The 14,246-nt window shown below is 49.8% G+C and carries 13 protein-coding genes and 1 tRNA gene; 6 read left to right on the plus strand and 8 right to left on the minus strand.

The genetic code is table 11. From position 1 onward, the window contains the following. Nucleotides 1-23 precede the first annotated feature (23 nt). Nucleotides 24-566, minus strand: a complete 543-nt coding sequence (gene idi / locus IM291_RS13955) for an isopentenyl-diphosphate Delta-isomerase (protein WP_041908358.1) — start codon at nucleotides 564-566, stop codon at nucleotides 24-26. A gap of 163 nt (nucleotides 567-729) precedes the next feature. Here idi and actS point away from each other — a divergent pair, with 163 nt between their 5' ends. The 3 genes from actS (at nucleotide 730) to IM291_RS13970 (ending at nucleotide 2,317) form a co-directional block, all read left to right on the plus strand. Continuing rightward, nucleotides 730-1,473, plus strand: a complete 744-nt coding sequence (gene actS / locus IM291_RS13960; RefSeq protein ID WP_192987121.1) for an amidase activator ActS — start codon at nucleotides 730-732, stop codon at nucleotides 1,471-1,473. A gap of 80 nt (nucleotides 1,474-1,553) precedes the next feature. Next, nucleotides 1,554-1,627: transfer RNA gene (locus IM291_RS13965), tRNA-Gly, on the plus strand. Nucleotides 1,628-2,002: 375 nt separating this feature from the next. Then, nucleotides 2,003-2,317, plus strand: a complete 315-nt coding sequence (locus IM291_RS13970; protein WP_020882780.1) for a hypothetical protein — start codon at nucleotides 2,003-2,005, stop codon at nucleotides 2,315-2,317. Here IM291_RS13970 and IM291_RS13975 read toward each other — a convergent pair. Together IM291_RS13975 and IM291_RS13980 are read right to left on the minus strand one after the other, a co-directional pair. Beyond that, nucleotides 2,314-3,123 (minus strand): DUF4225 domain-containing protein, encoded by an 810-nt coding sequence (locus IM291_RS13975; protein WP_063943159.1) that lies wholly within the window; start codon nucleotides 3,121-3,123, stop codon nucleotides 2,314-2,316. The two genes, IM291_RS13970 and IM291_RS13975, sit on opposite strands and share 4 nt — an antisense overlap. Nucleotides 3,124-3,666: 543 nt before the next feature. Continuing rightward, entirely contained in the window at nucleotides 3,667-6,375 is a 2,709-nt protein-coding gene (locus IM291_RS13980; RefSeq protein ID WP_192987122.1) for an NACHT domain-containing NTPase, read from the minus strand. Between the two features lie 227 nt (nucleotides 6,376-6,602). On the opposite strand from IM291_RS13980, the gene IM291_RS13985 reads away from it, so the two are divergent. Next, nucleotides 6,603-6,974 carry a hypothetical protein gene (locus IM291_RS13985; protein WP_192987124.1) on the plus strand — a complete coding sequence of 124 codons (372 nt, stop codon included), beginning with the start codon at nucleotides 6,603-6,605 and terminating at the stop codon, nucleotides 6,972-6,974. An 87-nt stretch (nucleotides 6,975-7,061) separates the two neighbouring features. Here the strand turns inward: IM291_RS13985 and IM291_RS13990 are convergent, their stop codons facing one another. The 5 genes from IM291_RS13990 to IM291_RS14010 all read right to left on the minus strand — a co-directional run bounded on the left by IM291_RS13990 (nucleotide 7,062) and on the right by IM291_RS14010 (nucleotide 13,550). Continuing rightward, nucleotides 7,062-8,132: an ABC transporter ATP-binding protein gene (locus IM291_RS13990; protein ID WP_047367452.1), complete on the minus strand. Its 1,071-nt coding sequence runs from the start codon at nucleotides 8,130-8,132 to the stop codon at nucleotides 7,062-7,064. Then, nucleotides 8,125-9,894: an iron ABC transporter permease gene (locus IM291_RS13995; protein ID WP_045260923.1), complete on the minus strand. Its 1,770-nt coding sequence runs from the start codon at nucleotides 9,892-9,894 to the stop codon at nucleotides 8,125-8,127. The genes IM291_RS13990 and IM291_RS13995 overlap by 8 nt, the downstream gene beginning before the upstream one ends. 79 nt (nucleotides 9,895-9,973) lie before the next feature. Beyond that, nucleotides 9,974-11,062, minus strand: a complete 1,089-nt coding sequence (locus tag IM291_RS14000; protein WP_192987126.1) for an ABC transporter substrate-binding protein — start codon at nucleotides 11,060-11,062, stop codon at nucleotides 9,974-9,976. A 168-nt stretch (nucleotides 11,063-11,230) separates the two neighbouring features. Continuing rightward, nucleotides 11,231-11,926 carry a response regulator gene (locus IM291_RS14005; RefSeq protein WP_192987128.1) on the minus strand — a complete coding sequence of 232 codons (696 nt, stop codon included), beginning with the start codon at nucleotides 11,924-11,926 and terminating at the stop codon, nucleotides 11,231-11,233. Next, complete coding sequence (locus IM291_RS14010; protein WP_192987129.1) at nucleotides 11,910-13,550, minus strand: sensor histidine kinase; 1,641 nt, start codon at nucleotides 13,548-13,550, stop codon at nucleotides 11,910-11,912. Before IM291_RS14010 ends, IM291_RS14005 begins: the two co-directional genes overlap by 17 nt. A gap of 178 nt (nucleotides 13,551-13,728) precedes the next feature. Here IM291_RS14010 and yjdI point away from each other — a divergent pair, with 178 nt between their 5' ends. Beyond that, nucleotides 13,729-13,959 (plus strand): 4Fe-4S mono-cluster protein YjdI, encoded by a 231-nt coding sequence (gene yjdI, locus IM291_RS14015; RefSeq protein WP_008499689.1) that lies wholly within the window; start codon nucleotides 13,729-13,731, stop codon nucleotides 13,957-13,959. Between the two features lie 10 nt (nucleotides 13,960-13,969). After that, the gene (locus IM291_RS14020; protein ID WP_028014304.1) at nucleotides 13,970-14,242 is read left to right on the plus strand and encodes a GNAT family N-acetyltransferase; all 273 of its coding nucleotides are present in this window, start codon (nucleotides 13,970-13,972) and stop codon (nucleotides 14,240-14,242) included. Nucleotides 14,243-14,246: the final 4 nt, after the last annotated feature.

Raw genomic sequence — 14,246 nt, forward strand, 5'->3', positions numbered from 1 at the left:
AAAAAGCCCCGAAAGGGGCTTTTTTATTGCGCCGCGAACGCTCTCAGCGCGTCTCGCGCGACCGTTGCTTCCTGCACCATCCACGGGCTAAAGCTCCATGGGGCGGCGTCCAGCGCGCGGAATAACGACTCCAGCGTCACCCATTCAAATGCCATCACTTCATCATGGTTAATTCGCAGTTCGCTGGTGACGCGGGCAGCGAAGACCGGGCAAATCTCGTTTTCCACGATCCCGGAAGGATCCGTTTCGCGGTAGCGGAATTCTGAGGCGACAGGCGTAATCGCGGTAATTTCTGCGCCAATCTCATCGCGGCAGCGACGGATAATTGCCTCTTCCGTCCGTTCACCAGATTGAGGGTGACCGCAGACAGAATTCGTCCAGACGCCCGGCCATGCTTTTTTACTTAGTGCGCGTCGGGTTACCAGACACTCGCCTTCGGCGTTAAACAGCCAGGATGAGAACGCCAGATGCAGCGGGGTTTGGGCAGTATGCGCGGCGTATTTTTCCTGAGTGCCAATCACCATTCCCTGGTCATTAACCAAAATAACGTGTTCTTGAATACTCATTCATGCTCCAGTGCCAACGATGCGGATGGTTCTGCACCATCAACAGGGAGCATTATACGGCAATCTTATACGAACGGTTTGTTTCCAGGAGCGGAAAAGGGCTGACCCATATCTCTCCGGGCTGGTATCATAGTGCGCCATTCACGCTGACCGAGGATCTGTTTTGTTTGCAGGAAGCCTGACGAGAAATCCCATCATCGCCATCTTTTGCCTGACGCTGACGCTATTCCTGGCTGGCTGTTCAGGAAGCAAATCGTCGGATATGGGTAGCTATTCCGGTTCGGTCTATACCGTTAAGCGCGGGGATACGCTGTACCGGATTTCGCGCGCAACGGGGACCAGCGTGAAGGATCTGGCGCGCCTGAATAACATCTCTCCGCCGTACACCATCGAAGTCGGGCAAAAGCTCAAGGTGAACGGCAGTTCGTCCTCGGGCAAAAAATCCTCATCGAAAGGCAAAACCGCCAAAGTGACGCCATCCTATCAGGTACCGCAATCGTCATGGCCGCCGGTCGGACAGCGCTGCTGGATTTGGCCTGCCAGCGGTAAAGTGGTCGCCCCTTACTCACTCTCTGAAGGTGGCAATAAGGGTATTGATATCGCTGCTGCGCGCGGTACGCCGGTTTATGCCTCCGGGGCAGGGAAGGTGGTTTACGTCGGTAACCAGCTGCGCGGCTACGGTAACCTGATCATGATTAAGCATGGCGAAGATTACATCACCGCCTACGCGCATAACGACACGATGCTGGTCAACAACGGGCAGAACGTGAAGGCGGGGCAGAAGATAGCCACTATGGGCAGTACCGGTACCGATTCGGTGAAGCTGCACTTCCAGATCCGCTATAAGGCGACGGCCATCGATCCGCAGCGCTATCTTCTTGCGCCCGGCAGCAAACCTAAGTGCTAAGTGATTATTTAATCGCCGGTTAGTTGTGAAGAGGCTTGTATGAAGGTGCGTAAGGTCTATAATGCCTTACGCACCTCAAAGCGGGCGTAGTTCAATGGTAGAACGAGAGCTTCCCAAGCTCTATACGAGGGTTCGATTCCCTTCGCCCGCTCCAATCTCTTGATAAATCAACAAGTTATGATTTATCAGTTAGTTACGTTTCCCCGCGTTAGCAGGTACAACTTAAAATACCCATTGTTCTACGCCCGCACCGGTCGCGTGATACAAGGGAGCATATCATTACGCTTGCGGTGGTTCCTGGTTCTTACCGCGAGAGCACAACAACGAACAAAAAGCCGCATACCCGGCATAACTCCCGAACAGATTGATCATACGCATTTAAGCCCGATGTGCGGCCTTTTGGCTGCTATTGTCTGAAATCTGGTACATTGCACAAACATCATGTGGATTGCTGTAAAGTTCATCAGTATGATTGCTAGCACAATCAGCGATTGGGAAAGCACTTCTGGAAGATAAGGGACGAGACGATATGAAAGTGACTGATGAAGCTTTGTTACGTTCAGGGTTTACGCAGCCCGAATTGCAGAAGATAAAAAGCAATATTGAAAAATATGGAGGAACGCTTGGAGAGGCTATAAATGACCTTGCCAGGCGATTTGTTACCTTGGCGGGAGTGGTGGCTGTGTGTGCCTTAATCCTACTGCTACTTATCGTCTTCAGCTCACCTGATAGAGCATTTGCATGGGGGCTGGCGATGATCTTTGGGGTTGCCATTATGTCCTTCGCACAGCCGCCGGTAATTTCCTATAAATCCTGGCGTTACCGTAAAACTATCAAGGATTAACTGGTTCCATTTTCTGTTGTTAGTAGATCGAAAATCACTTTTGCTTTAACACCATAACCGACAATCTTCATTGTTAGTTTAGGAGTGCTCATTGTGCTGACTTTGCGATAGTAATCGTGTGGAAGCCAGCGGAATAATCTCCAGGCTCCAGTTTTTCGAGCGAATCCCACAATGCTGTACACACTGGCACCAAGAGTAACACCATTATAGAGAGCCAGGCCCGTGTTAGGATTAAATCCCATAAACTGGGCCGTATGCATCGCGGAGTCAGCAATGATACCTTGTGAGGGTTTATGTCCTGCTGGCTGATTAAAGTTGAGCACTTCTTTGGTTAATCCGTTCATTCCATCGGCAATCAGGACTGCCCCAGCCAGCATACCAATCGGCCCCATAGTGGATAACATCATAAAGCCACCAAAGAGAACCACGCCTGATAGCACCACATTTACAGCGGATATAACATAACCGACGATTTTATTATTTTCCTTAACAAATTCGACTTTCGCGTAAAGCTGTGCGGCTCTGGTTCTTAACAGGTGTTCTTGTTCTTGTAGATTATCTGTTTCGGCACGTAGATTTTTGATGCATGCAATGCATTCTTCATCGGTTTTAGCTCGTCGTGCTGTTTCAAATTCTTTATCTACAACCTGTTTTATCTCTTCGACAAACTTGATGCGTGTAAGACCATCTTGCAAATAGAATGCTGACAGGCGGTTTGCTGTATCGACGAGTTTCCGGGCTTCAAGATTCACCATGGTATCTGACCATGTTCTGTTCCAGCCCCTGTTGAGCAGCGCAATATCCATTAAAGACTCCTTCCCAAAATGTGTCTGGTCATTTTACGTGCAATAAGGTCGAAGACAACAGAAAATATTTTCACAACCCGCCCCCGTGGGGGGCCCGTTGCTTTATCCTTCCAGTTTACATTCTCCTGTTCAAAATATCCCCAGCTCTGTTGGTGATCTGCTAGACCGTCAGCCCAGGCCCTCGGTGAAAAGCGCTTTTCTTCGCCAAATATCGCTACTTGATGCCTTCAGCGACATGCCTCACTGCAACAAGCAGTGCAGTTACACAATGCTGCTTTGGGCTGACGCAAGGGAGATAACTTGATGTTTTGAAGTGCATCTATTCACTAATTGTACAGCTATTTAACATATTCTTTGTTATGCGAACTTATTGCGCAGTAGCTTAATTGAGATGTCCCCGTCCTCTCCGCGCTACAGTCTCATCACAGTGATCACTACATTCATAGGATGAGACTCGCTCAGGAAAAATAATACGCAGGCCAGTGTCGAGATGGCTGGTCATAGTTCTGTTGTACTATGATTAACTGAAATAAAATAGCGAAATTAGTAGCTATCGGCTCTCCAGCTATCATCCCACTCAGTAGATGCGATGAAGTAATCATCATCTGAACGCTCATAATTATTTATAAGCTCATTCAAATGGCGACGTTCTTTCTCAGGTCTAAATTTTACCATTTCACGTAATGTAATCAAGGCTGGCTTTATATTATTGTATTTCAACGTAAACTCTTCCAACAAAATAGAGAATTCACAGCATTGAGCATAAAGACACAGGGAGCCTCGCCACCAATCATTTTTTAAGTAATGAATAATTTCTATTGACCGATTCTGCATTAGTTCTAATGACGCTAAGTGTTCTTGGTACCTTAGATGACCAAAAGAAAATGTTTCTGATATTGGGTCGAAAAAAAGTATGTTGCAAGGATCTATTAGCTCGTTAACTGCTAATAAACACGTTGATTCCTCATAATTAAAACTAGGGTCATTAACTAAAAATGAAGCAAGCTCTTGCTTAGTTGCTGCTCTTAAAGTTTTTGAATGCATAGCGAAAGCAATTTTATGTGATGCTTTGATTAAAATGCTTTGTGATAACTTTGTTCGTTTAATATCTTTGTAGGTATCATAAGAACCACATAACAACTCTAATCTTTTAGTGAAAATTTCACTTTCACTAGAAGGGATATCTATTCCTTTTTCAGCTAAATCACACAGAAGTGTTGCTAGTAATGGAGTTCTCACTATGTCAGATATTTTTTTTGCCTTTATGTTTTTAATTATAATGTCGCTTAAAGCTGGGGTTTTATCTTTAAACCATGCTTGAATGAAACAGTACAACTGAGTTTCACTGAAGGGCATGAGTGTAATCCCTAAAAAATTAATTTCAGATAGATAACTAACACAATCCCTGCTTGAAATTAGCAACTGAATGTTATTAAACTTATTTTTGAAGGAGTTTATTGCCTCTATTATTCCTGGGAATTTTACATAAGCCTCATCCAATCCATCAAAAATTACTTTGTTTCTTTTTTTGCTTTGTAAGTGAAGCTCAAGTTTTTCAATGTTCTCCCGAATGGGCTCAAGTGATTTAGAGATCAAAATCATGCTCATTAAAATGTCATAGTTTTTTGATTTTGATTCAATATTCATCTCTACTTTATTTAAGAATCGGTTTAATGGTAAGTATATAACACCTCTATTTCCTTCCTGTTCTAGTTTTCTTGCATACATTTGAAGCGTTGTTGTTTTTCCAGCTCCCGCGCTACCATACACTGCTATATCATGCTGACAATCAAAAAGTCTGAAGGGTGATGTCGATAGGCCGTCTATCACACCCATGCTATCCATAAGAATTTCTTTAGACAATACCTTTTCACTATCCTCAAGCTTGTTTATTAGTATATCTAAAGCATTTAGTGTGGTCTGCGTGTCATTAAGAAACCTAAATATATCTATACTGTTATCTCCAGAATTTATAGCCTGTATGTCAAGTTTATATTTGTTGCATCTCTCACTTAACCATAAATTTATTAGCTCACTATTGAATGCGTACTCTATCTTCGGTTCTTCTTTATACTCACTTTTCAACTTACCTAGTTCGATACTTTGTAAGTTTGAGGTTTTAGCTTTCTTATAACATTCTACTATTTTCGGTAATAGACTTTTTGCATTCTCCTTTGCAAGATTCTGTAGTTTAGTTTTGTTTATAAAACTATCAAAACTATCAATAGTATCTTTATGAAAGCTTGTTTCTAAGCATTTCTTCAAGATGGTGACGCTATTAATCATGATACCAAGATTTGCGTTTTCTAACTTATACGTAGTTATATTATTGATGCTCGTTTCTAATTCTGAAATAACTTCTCTAATGAATGAAATATTTCCAGCCAGTAATTGATTAGCTTGATCTATACCATTTTTAATTTTTCTGTTTTCTTTTGATGTATAAATATTTAACTCATTGTTGTATTTTCTTAGGACAGAATTAGCATCTTGAATTAGAGGTTCTAAAGCAGTCAAAGATTTTAATGGGTTATATACTTTTCTCTCAAACCACTCCCATTCCCCTTGAGTAACCTGAAATTTATCCGGCTTAATAGTAAATCTACTATTTAGCAGTACGTTGCTATCAATTGTGCCCATGAAAAAAGCTAGATCGCTATAACAATCAAGTTCATGTATTGAGTTTTGTTGATTTAAAGCTGACATGAGCTCTACATTGCACAGTTGAGTAGTATCTTGTGTACTGAATATGTCATCTACGGAAAGCAATTTATCTAATAGAGTTGGCTTATGTGTTTTTAATAATTTGATTACTGACGGCCCATCCAATATTTCAATTTTCTTTCCATCTATTTTGAGCATTCCATGTATTTCATTAATCAAACGAAGGCTTATTTGATATGGGCTTGCTAAATATACTTGATCAGGGATTACCTCTTCTCCATTATGTAATTTAATAGGATTAGTGAAACATTGTCTAAGCTGAAAAACAAGCTCTCCGAGAATTGCTTTTTCCGATGTGTTAGTTACTTCACCAATTTTTTTTGATTGGATGGCGTAACTCATGGTTTTATTAACCGGCACTTCAACAAAGGCTATCAAGTCTTTTCCTGATTCGTAAGGCCCTCCGTAGAAGTCAACACGAAAAAAACCCATAGATTCAAATAGTGGTTTTATAAGGTATTTTGTGAAATCATCTTCCTTCATTTTTTGCATGGCTTTTAGGTAAACCTGCTGATTAGTATCTTCCATATTCATTTACTCAGTAGTTTAGTATGTGTTAAATATTCTTAATACTAATCATATAGTAAGCGAATGGTCTATCTCTTTATGTGAGATGTATTAACAATTTCTGAAAATTTCTACTTATTAAAATGTACCTTTGAAAAGTAGACACTCTGCGGTACGCTTTTCGGTATCACTTACCTCGGTATTTCACGCAGCGCGCCGGAGGACTTCCGCCCCGGACGGGGCCCTGAATGCCCCTGATATCTGATGCTCCGGAGCTTAACCTGTCGCCAGTTGTCATTCTGCCCAATGAGAATTTCATGCCGATGCTGCCCGGAGGTAAAGGCCCGGTTAATCCTGCCCGGGCCTACCTGCTTTCCCTCAACTCCGCCCGTAGTTGGCAGACCATGGCCTCGTTCCTTAGCATTCTCGCCGACATGCTAGGGGCCGCTTCCCTGGAGTCCAACCGCAGGGGTAGCCTGCGGCGCCATTACGTAATGGCCTTCACGGAACTCCTGCGCGAGATCGGCCGTGCCACTGCCGCCATCTGCGGCAGCCCAGGGCATTCCGCAATCTCAGTAAGCCGGGCAAGCGCAGAAGTTGTTGACATCGGAAAGGTATAATTAATTAAATATTTGAGGGCGTAGGTTGCATGCTCTCACTCTGTCAAAGCAAAAAAGGCCGCATCCCGCAGCCTTTTCTTTTCACACTCACCCTTTTGGGAACACCCAAACATGCTTCTCCGGCAGCGAAAGATGGCAGTGCTGCGGATCCCGAACCTCATGCCCGTACGCGCGAATGACAAAATCATCTCCCGGCGTGCGGAACAGGTACTCCCAGCGGTCGCCAAGATACATGCTGGTGAGCAGCGGCAGCTCAAGCTGATTTTCCCCTGGCCCCTCAACCACCGCCACGCGCTCGACCCGGATCACCGCCGTAGCGTCATTACCGCTCTGTACCCCTTCGCCCGCCTGGCCCCACAGCACCCAGCCTTTCCCTTCGATACGCGCTCTGCCGTCGCGCACTTCGGTGACCTTGCCGTGCAGGCGGTTGTTGCTGCCCATAAACTCTGCGGTAAACAGCGTTTTCGGCGAGCCGTACATCTCCTGCGGCGTGCCCTGTTGCTCAATTTTGCCGTTGTTAAGCAGCAGGATGCGGTCGGATATGGACATCGCTTCGTTCTGGTCGTGCGTCACCATCAGCGCGGATAACCCGAGTTTGATAATCAGCTCGCGCAGGAACACGCGGGCCTCTTCGCGCAGCTTGGCGTCGAGGTTGGAAAGCGGCTCGTCCAGCAAAATCACCGGTGGGTTGTACACCAGCGCCCGGCCAATCGCCACGCGCTGCTGTTGCCCGCCGGAGAGCTGGTGCGGGTGACGTTTGCCAAGATGGCCCAGACCCAGCTGGTCCAGTACGTCCTGTACGCGCTGCTGGATCTCTTTGGCCGGAACTTTACGCAGCTTGAGCGGATAGGCCACGTTCTCAAACACGGTTTTGTGCGGCCACAGGGCATAGGACTGGAACACCAGCCCCAGGTTACGCTCTTCTGCCGGGATCTCACTGCGCGGCGTGCCGTCGTAAACTTTATTGTTGCCAATGACAATCGACCCCTGCGTCGGTTTTTCCAGACCCGCGACGGCACGCAGCAGGGTGGTTTTACCACTGCCGGAGGGGCCTAACAAGGAGACCACTTCGCCGCGCTTCAGGTTCATGGAGACACCTTTTAAAACAGGATTGTCGCCGTAGGTTAAGTGCAGATCGTCAACCGCTAATTCAATCATGTATTTTCACTCCGAAACGAAGGGCAATGCCCAGACCTACCACGACCAGCAGGATGTTAATGAAAGAGAGCGCCGCCACGATATCAATGGCACCCGCGGCCCAGAGGGAAACCAGCATTGAACCGATGGTCTCCGTGCCGGGGGAAAGCAGATACACACCCGTTGAGTATTCGCGCTCAAAGATCAGAAACATCAGCAGCCACGAACCAATAAGACCGTAGCGGGAGAGGGGAATGGTCACATGGCGGGTGATCTGCCCGCGCGTCGCCCCGGTGCTGCGCGCGGCTTCTTCAAGCTCTGGCCCCACCTGCAGCAGCGTGGAAGAGATAAGCCTCAGCCCGTAAGCCATCCACACCACGGTATAGGCCAGCCAGACGCTGAAAATGGTGCTGCGCAGCGAACGCAGCCAGACGATGACGTTCTCGCGCATCCAGTCGGTCCAGGCGAACCCGGAAAGCCAGCCGGATTTCAGCGAGTTGTCCAGCCACATCGGCAGGAACAGGAACACCCACAGGAACGCCAGACCGGCAAGCAGGCCAGGCACGGCGCGCGGCACCAGCACGCTGTAGTCCAGGAAGCGCGTGGTGTTATCCGGTTTGCGGTGCATCGCAATCCCGACGAACAGGTAGCACGCCACGGCCAGCGCGCCGCCAATCACCCCAATTGCCATGGAGTTGACGATGGCGCGCAGCAGGTTGGGCTGTGCCCAGATGGTGCGGAAAGTGCTCAGCGAAAGCTCATCCCACAGCGAAACGCCCACACCCCAGTTGGAGATAAACGCGCGCAGCACCACGCCGAGCAGCGGCACGCCGATGGTGACGGTGAGCCAGAAGGCAACCACCGCCCCGGCAACCCAGCGCCATTTGCCCAGCGGTAACGCGCGAGCCTGTGAGGCTTTCCCTTTCATCGTGACGAAGCGGTTGGCGGTGCGCATCAGACGGCGCTGGAGCATCACCAGCGGGATGGTGATGCAAATCAGCACCACGGCAACCGCCGCCATCAGGTGATAGGAAGGCGTGCCGAGCTTGTTCGTCAGCTGGTACAGGTAGGTTGCCAGCACCATATTGCCTTCCGGATCGCCGAGCACCAGCATCAGGCCAAATACTTCCAGCCCGAGGAAGAACAGCAGCACGATGGCGTACAGGATCGACGGGCGCACCATCGGCAGGCTGACCGAGGTCATCACCTGCAGCGGAGAGGCACCCGCAATGCGCGCGGCTTCTTCCACATCAGAGCCGACGCTGCGCAGCGCGGATGAAATATAGAGATAGGCATGCGGCACGTGCGTCAGGCCAGCAATGACCACGATGCTCGACATATCGTAGATGTTCCACGGCACAAAGCCGATCAGCGCCTGCGCCCACAGGGACAGAAAGCCCACCGGACCGGCGGCCACCACATAGCCAAAGCCGAGCACCATCGGCGATACGAAAATGGGGACCAGGATCAGCGGTTCAATCAGGCGGCGGCCGGGCAGGTCGGTGCGAACCATCAGAAACGCCAGTACGCCACCCAGCGGAATGGCGATGATGACCAGCCCGAAGGCGAGAATAAAGCCGCTTCTCAGAGCCTTATAGAAATCAGGGTCGGTGAAGATAAAGCCAAATGATTCAAGGCTCCACTCTTTTGCCGGAGAAAAGAACGGAGCGGACAGGAAGCTCTGTATCACGATAAATGACAGCGGCGTGTAGATAACCAGAGCGGTTATCAGCACGACGATGCCGCGCGGCAGGCTTTGCCACTTTCTGCGTAATGTATTCATGGGGTATCCCTGGTGTTGCAGCCCAATAAAACGAACTCAGTCGACAGGGAGCGCGACGGCGTGCGCCGCGCCCGAACGCTTATTTGGCGGCGGCTGCACGCCACTCTTTGATGTACTCCAGGCGTTTTTTCGGCTGCAGGTACTCCAGCAGCGTTTCATCAACCGGGATCGGCTTCAGCGCAGCACCGAGGATTTTGGTCAGTCCGTCAATATCATTTTTGCCTTCGATATCGTTACGGATGGACGGAATATCCGCCTGACTGGCCAGAATGCTTTGCCCTTTTTCAGACAGCACATAGTCCAGCCACAGCTTTGCCGCATTGCTGTTTTGCGCCTGCTGGCTGATGAACGACACGCGCGAGAGCACCAGCGTGTAATCTTTCGGGTACGCAATGCCGAGAGAAGGATCGTTCTTCGCACGGGCTTCAGCATAGGATCCGAGGATGTTAAAGCCGATCAGGTTTTCACCGGAGGAAACCCTCTCCATCATGGTGCCCGTTGATGACTGCACCGCTAAGCCGCCTTTGGCGACGTCGGCCAGGGTTTTAAAGTAGTTTGGATCGGCCTTGTGATCCTGCACGGAAAGCATAAAGCCAAGACCCGATTTTTCGATGTCGTAGGTTGTGACTTTGCTCTTGAATTTGTCCGTCTGGCTGGCAATCAGCTTCGCCAGCGCGGCGTGAGAATCCGGCACGTCGCCAGCCGGGATCAGGCGCTTGTTGTAGATGAAGACCACTGGCTCATAGGTGGTGCCGTATGCCTTATCTTTCCAGAATGCCCATTTCGGCAGCTGACTTTGCTCCGGCGATTTGTACTCCATGGCGTAGTCGGTGGCGAGTTTCAGCCCGGTGTCCATTGAGGAGCTCCAGACCACGTCGCCGCTACCGCCACCGGAGGCCTGTTCGCTGATGAAACGGTTGTACAGCTCGGTGCTGTTCATGTCGTTGTATTCAACTTTGATGCCCGGGTAGGTTTTTTCGAAACCCGCAATCAGCGGCCCGGCGGCTTTGGTGTCGGTGGTGGAGTAAATCACCACCTTGCCCTCTTTGGTGGCGGCATCGACAACTTTTTGATACTCAGCAGGATAGCCCTGCGGCAGGGCAGAGAGTGCAGAAGCAGAGGACAGGACGGTAGCGGTAAGCAGAGAAATTCGGAACGTGTTCGACATTGTAGTTAACCTTTTAGTTACATTTGAGGAACTAATTGTCAACATAGCGTAAAGCGCGCCTCCGACAATAGGGAGGCGCGGGCAATGATTCCGAAGTGTGACTGTCACCATCGTTTCAGCAATTAACACCATAAAATCCGCGAACGTTTGCCTGCGAACGGTTTCGGATTACGGTTTATCGTCGGCTTTGCGGTATAGCCGCCGTGGATGACCAATATTGCCATACAGCATTTCGACGATGATTAACCCGCTCTCCACGCAGTATTCCAGGTAGCGACGCCCCGTGGTTTTGCTGATCCCCACGTTATCCACTACCTCTTCAACCGACATCGCGCTGTCGGGATGTTCGGCGAACAGGCGTTTAATCCTTTCCAGCGTTTGGGGTTCAATGCCCTTCGTCGACGGCGTAATGGAGGCTTCCGCGGCAGGCAGATTAAACAGACGATCCAGCGCGTGCTGGTCGACCACCTTGACCTGCTGCACGGTATGGACGAAGCGCATAAACCGCTCCAGCGAGGCGTGCAGGCGCTGGAAAAAGACGGGCTTGATCAGGTAGTCAAACGCGCCGCTGCGCATGGCATGGCTGCAGGTCTGCATATCGCTGGCGGCGGTGATGAAGATCACCGAGCATTCATAGCTTTTCAGCAGCGGGTTATCGATGAGCTCCACGCCTTTACCGTCCGGGAGATAGTTGTCCAGCAGGATAAGCCGCGGCTGATGCTGACGAATCAGGCGGCATGCCTGCTCAATCGACGCGGCGATGCCCACCACGCGCAAGTGAAAATTCTGCTCGATATACTCGCGATGCAGTTCCGCCAGGTGCGGTTCATCTTCAACGATCACAACGTCAAGTGGTCGGGTCATGCTGTTGTCCATTGGGAATAAACACAGAAAAAATGGTGCCCTGCGGCGTGTTGTCGGCGATCTCTATGCTGCCGCCCGCTTTCCTGATATAGCCTGCCACCAGAAACAGGCCAATACCGTGCTCGGTACCCACAATGTCGTTTTCACTTTCCGGTTTGCTGCTGACCCCCTGGCGGAAAATGTGTGGCTTCACCGCCTCATCCACACCGCAGCCTTTGTCTGCCACCTCTATCAACAACTCCTGGTTGCGGTCAGAAATGTAGAGTTCCACCGGCGCGGGGACCGGTGCCTTAAGGGTCGCGTCCACCGCGTTATCCAGCAGGTTACCAATAATGGACATCAGCTCCGTTTCGTTGAGCGTGCCGGGCATGCGGGTGAGCTGACAGGCCGGGTCAAACTGCAGTTCAACGCCTTTTTCGCGCGCGCTGACGTATTTTCCTAACAGCAGCCCGCACAGGGCCGGAGAGGAAAAATGGGCCGAAACGAAGTCCAGCACGCGCTGCGCGCCTTCTGACTGCATCTGGATGTAACGGATCGCCTCGTCATAGTGTTTCATCTGCAGCAGCCCCACCAGCGTCGCAGTCCAGTTCAGTTGCTCGTGGCGCATAATGCGCAGGTTGTCCGCATAGCGCTTGATCTGGCTCAGTTGGCTGCTGAGGGTGTTAATGTCGTTTTTGTCGCGAAAGCTGTACACCCAGCCGCTTTCAACGCCGGGTTCGACCTCAATCGCCACGCGGTTAACGATCACCTCTCGCTGGTTAAGCACTGCGATTTGGTCGTGGCGACCAGCGCTTACCGAGGCGTAGCGCTGGGATAAAAAGCCCGGCGACGTCTGCAGAACGTCTTCCAGCGGTTTGCCGATAAGTTCTTTCTCACTTTGATGAATATCGAGCATCTCCCTGGCTGCCCGGTTAATTAAAATCAGCCGCTTCTCTTCATTGATGGCAAATACCCCCTCGTACATGGCTTCTAATAGCGCGCGTTGCTGCAAAACCAGCTGGGCGATATCTTTCGGCTCAAGGCGGAACATCTGCTTTTTAAGATTGCGGGTAAACAGCCAGGAGAAAATAAACAGCAACAGCAGAAGGGCAATACCGTACAGTCCAGCCTGCCAGAGAATGCGGGCGTTAATATTGGCGATATACGAGGTCAGATAGCCGACCGAGACGATGCCAATTACCTGATGCTGCGCATTAAAGATTGGCGCTTTGCTGCGCAGCGACACCCCAATCCCACCCTGACGCACGGAAATAATGGTTTTGCCTTTTAACACCTCCGCATTATCCCCTCCGATCATCGGTAAATTAATGCGCTCCGGTGATTCCGAATGATAAAGGTGCTGTTCACGGGTATCGCCAATCACAATATAGCTGGCATCGCTTTCGGCACGCAGCGGCTGTATCAAGTGGGCGATACCGGGGATATCTCTGGCTGCCACCATTTCCGCCAGACCCGGTATCAGGGCGATTTCACTGGCCTGAACCCGGGCGCGCTGGCCCAAATCGTGGTGTAGCTGTCGGTCAATAAAATGAAACAGGATCGTTCCCAGCAGAACTAACAGCAGGCAGGAGAAGCACACCAGCGCTAAAAACAGCTTTACCTGAAAAGAGAGTCTGCGTTTCATTCAACCTGTGCTAGCCCTATGAAAGTGAGAGATTTGCGGAGCCTGACATGTGCCAATAGCGGACGCAATCTGGCGAGAAAAGAGTTGTGACCTGGCTTTTCGTTTTCGGCGTTATAGCCATCAGGATCCCGTAAGGCTATGCTTCATTCAGCACGATAATAATTACAGAGGCAATGTCATGGATAAAGAACTACTGGATGCGGGGTACCGGGCCTATACCGGCGAGAAAATTGACGTTTACTTTAATACCGGGATCTGCAAACACTCAGGTAACTGCGTGCGTGGGAGCGCAAAGCTGTTTAATCTGAAACGTAAGCCGTGGATCATTCCTGATGAAGTGGACGTTGAAACGGTTGTACGCGTGATTGATACCTGCCCGAGCGGTGCGCTGAAGTATCGCCAAAAATAAGCGAGGAACCATGGATATTCTGGAAGGCCATAACAAGTTTTACGTGAATGATGAGAACGGCAACCAGGTCGCGGAGATTGTCTTCGTGCCGACCGGCGAGCACCTGAGCATTATCGAGCACACCGATGTGGATGAGAGCCTGAAAGGGCAGGGCGTCGGTAAACAGCTGGTGGCGAAAGTGGTGGAGAAGATGCGCGGAGAGAACCGCAAAATTATTCCGCTGTGCCCGTTTGCGAAGCATGAGTTTGATAAGACGCGGGAATATGACGATATTCGGGCGTAAATAA

The sequence above is a fragment of the Enterobacter cloacae complex sp. P27C genome (assembly GCF_014895705.1).
Lineage (GTDB): Bacteria > Pseudomonadota > Gammaproteobacteria > Enterobacterales > Enterobacteriaceae > Enterobacter > Enterobacter bugandensis.